This is a genomic window from Rhodothermales bacterium, from assembly GCA_013002345.1.
GTDB lineage: Bacteria > Bacteroidota > Rhodothermia > Rhodothermales > JABDKH01 > JABDKH01.
The window spans coordinates 1-3,090 of record JABDKH010000293.1; the positions used below are offsets into that span (position 1 = coordinate 1).

At 60.5% G+C, this 3,090-nt stretch carries 3 protein-coding genes; all 3 read right to left on the minus strand.

The genetic code is table 11. The features are described from left to right. Positions 1 to 87 precede the first annotated feature (87 nt). The gene (locus HKN37_14080; protein NNE47778.1) at positions 88 to 1,002 is read right to left on the minus strand and encodes a hypothetical protein; all 915 of its coding nucleotides are present in this window, start codon (positions 1,000 to 1,002) and stop codon (positions 88 to 90) included. Positions 1,003 to 1,122: 120 nt separating this feature from the next. Then, the gene (locus tag HKN37_14085; protein ID NNE47779.1) at positions 1,123 to 2,106 is read right to left on the minus strand and encodes a hypothetical protein; all 984 of its coding nucleotides are present in this window, start codon (positions 2,104 to 2,106) and stop codon (positions 1,123 to 1,125) included. Between the two features lie 58 nt (positions 2,107 to 2,164). Then, entirely contained in the window at positions 2,165 to 3,043 is an 879-nt protein-coding gene (locus HKN37_14090) for a hypothetical protein (protein ID NNE47780.1), read from the minus strand. Between the last annotated feature and the right edge of the window lie 47 nt (positions 3,044 to 3,090).

Consider the following 3,090-nt stretch of genomic DNA (forward strand, 5'->3'; position numbering starts at 1 on the left):
CCCCCCCCCCACGCCGCCAGCACGCTGAGCAGGTCTGCAAACGGTCGCACCTACGTTCCCTCGCCGTCTCAATAGGATCCCTGCCGCTCACATCTCGTCGGCCAAGACGTCTAGCACGCGTGCGAAACGGTCTCCTATGTGCAACGTGGCGCGGGTGCGCCCTCTGTTTGAAGCGAGAATCCGATAGTCCTCGTCGCTACCCACGTAGAGTACACGTGCACTCGTACTATATATGGATGGCCATAAGTGTGTGTCCTCGTCCCACGGTCTTACGCCGATGAGAACGACGGTCCTGCTTTCTGCCACGCGCTCTCGGAATCGGGCCTGCATTCGTCGGAGGTAGCGTTGGCCGACCTGAGTGTTTTTCCCGGGCATGTACATTGCCATGCACGGGTATCTCGCCTGATCGAGTTCGTTCAAGCGCTGATGGATCCTCGAAGACGGAGCCGCTCTCACGCGTGCCGAAATGCTGTGCATTCCCGCACCGATGGCGCGCCCTTGTCCGGCACGGATGATTCCTCCCGAGATTGGCCATAGTTGACATCCCCCGTGTGGGCGGAGGACTTTGGGCTTGAGGCCGAGTCCACTCATCGCGCGTTCCAACAAATGTTCGTAGTTGAGAGTTGCGAACGCGGTAGCGGTGCCATTGGGTGACCTCAACAACGACATGAGGAATCGTGAGTACAGATCCTGCCGACCCGGTGCAAGCTCAAACGCGAGGAAGAACCGGGCCATGTCCTTCATCAACGCGTGCGGCGATGGCGCACCGTCACGCAACGGTTGAACTGCCCCTGGATAGAGGCGCATGAGTGCAGCCAGGCCCTGTTCGAAATGCGATTCGAACTGCGGGACAAGATCGTTCGAGAACGCACCCCATGTCGCAGGGAAGGCACGGCGGAGCGCAGGGTAGAGGTTGCGTCCGAGAGGCGGTGACACAGGAACGATTCCGGGGCTCCCGTAGCTCGCGCCTGCGCCGAATAGCACGAATCGTGGCGCTGACATTGTCAACAGATGTATCGAAGCGGGTGACGCGGCGACTTGGTGCCGCGCGGGCCGGGCGTTCGTGCCGACCGCAGGCTCCTTCTCATTGGCTCAGACATCGTGGGGTCGACCATGCGTGATTCAAGAATCGGGGGGAGATGCTTCGTCCGGATCGTCGTTCGCAAGGGCTATCACCCACTCGCGCAGTTCCGACCAAGCCGCGTTCGCCGGTACTGGATTCTCCCGCGGCCAATCGAGATTCATCATCCCACTCCATACGGCATTGCACGTGCGACGGGGGTGCCTGGCGATCAAGGAGTCGTAGAAGCTAGTGCACGTCCTGTAGTGGTGGCTGTGGATGAACGGTGCCCACGTTTCTGCGAGCGTGTCAGAGTCCTTAAGGTCGATGATCTCGATCTCCTCGAGGTTCCGCGTACTCGGGTCGCCCCAGCCGTCTTGCATCAAGGCGATGGCCTCTACGTCTGACGAAGGTGCACCGTATCCGAAGATCGTGAGGATATAAGCACTCTCTAGTGCATCACGGAGCATGCTCCAGCTCAGGCTGATGAGCGGATGCTCGCTGTAGCTCTTTTCGCTGATTGGGTACAGCAACTGGCTGTGGCGCAGTGGACGAGAACACTGGCTGCATCTTCCGCCGCGTGGCCCAACTTGTGAGGGCCGATGCTCCATGCAATACCCGATGGCGGTGTTCCCGTGAAGAAAAACAACACTCGGTCTGGGGAAGCCATCTGCTCGCCGGAGTGCCTGCATCAGCAGGGGATCCCAATTGAACGTGGCAATGAAATCCTTCGGACGAAGCCCGAGCACAAGATGGTCGTAGACAGTTGGATGCTCCGGCAGCTCTAGTGCCGCGAAGTATTCAAAGAGCTGATTCTCGATCCGCTCACAAACAGCTTCGAAGTCGTCGACCTTGGCCAGCTGTGAATAGACGAGTTCGAAGTTCTGTTCCGTGAGGTCGAGGCCTGCCTCGTCAATGAGCTGCTGTAACTCGAGAGTCTCGATGAGATCGTCCATGAGTGGCAACGGTCGTCCGTGGCGGTCGCCGATTTCGCAGCACGACCGGCTCGCTCCAGCGCCCAGGATGACCACGTGCGGTCTATTCATAGCTGGCGAACGCCCCCCTCGTTCTGACTGGTTGAATCCACGACGTAGAGTGCCTGCGTCAGGCTACCGGGTCGGGCTGGGATCGGCCCACAAGCTGCGGAAGCGGACCTAGTGTTGCTACACGTCGAGTGTGTGGCCGCAGCATAGTTCGCATCTCGTCGGGTGTGTATGGCGGTTGCCTCCGATGCATGACCGCATGGCAGTTAGGACACACTGGAATGAGGTCCGTGGTTGGGTCAACAGGATGTGCTCCGCCAGCAACAGCAAGGGGTTCAAGGTGGTGCACGTGGATTAGTTCTCGGGCCGCTTCACCGTAGCATTCCTCCAAACTGATGTCGCAGACTACGCAACGAAAGCCGTGCGCGCGGAGGCACGCCTCCCGGAGCAGCGGACTTCTCTCGTACTCGCTCCGCTCGACACGGTCCCGGCCGCCCTCAATGGTCGTGACTGGTGTGTGCTCCGGAGAGACGGGTTCAGGTGCGCCTGCGCGAGTGCAGTAGTAGTGGATCCGAGGTGGTTCGTGTTCATAGAAGGTGTCAGCCACCGTTGTCTCACCGAGCCGGAACACGCACACCTCTCGAATCGTCCCGCCCTTGATGGGCTTGCCTTGAGCGCCGGTGAACGGATCGACTTCGACGGTCTTGTAGCCGCTCGGCGGTACGTAGAGGCCGAGACACGGTCCATATTGGCCTCCGGCCGGGGCATTCCCCTTGCCCGCGCTGCGTAGTTCGAGCGCGGCTGCAACGAGAACATCATCAGCCGGAATCCGGACCGTCTTCGGCGCTGCCCCCCGTGCTTTCGCAGCTCCGATGATCACGCTCTGCATGTCCATCATCCGCGAGAGTCTACCACCGTGGACTGACCTGCCCCCGAGTCTTGTACCACATCCTATCTCGTAGTCGCCCGGATCTCGGTTTCCGTCTGGCTCACGCTGCATGACGCGTTGTAGGCATCGTCCGGCGCAATCGCCTCGGGCGCCGGAGC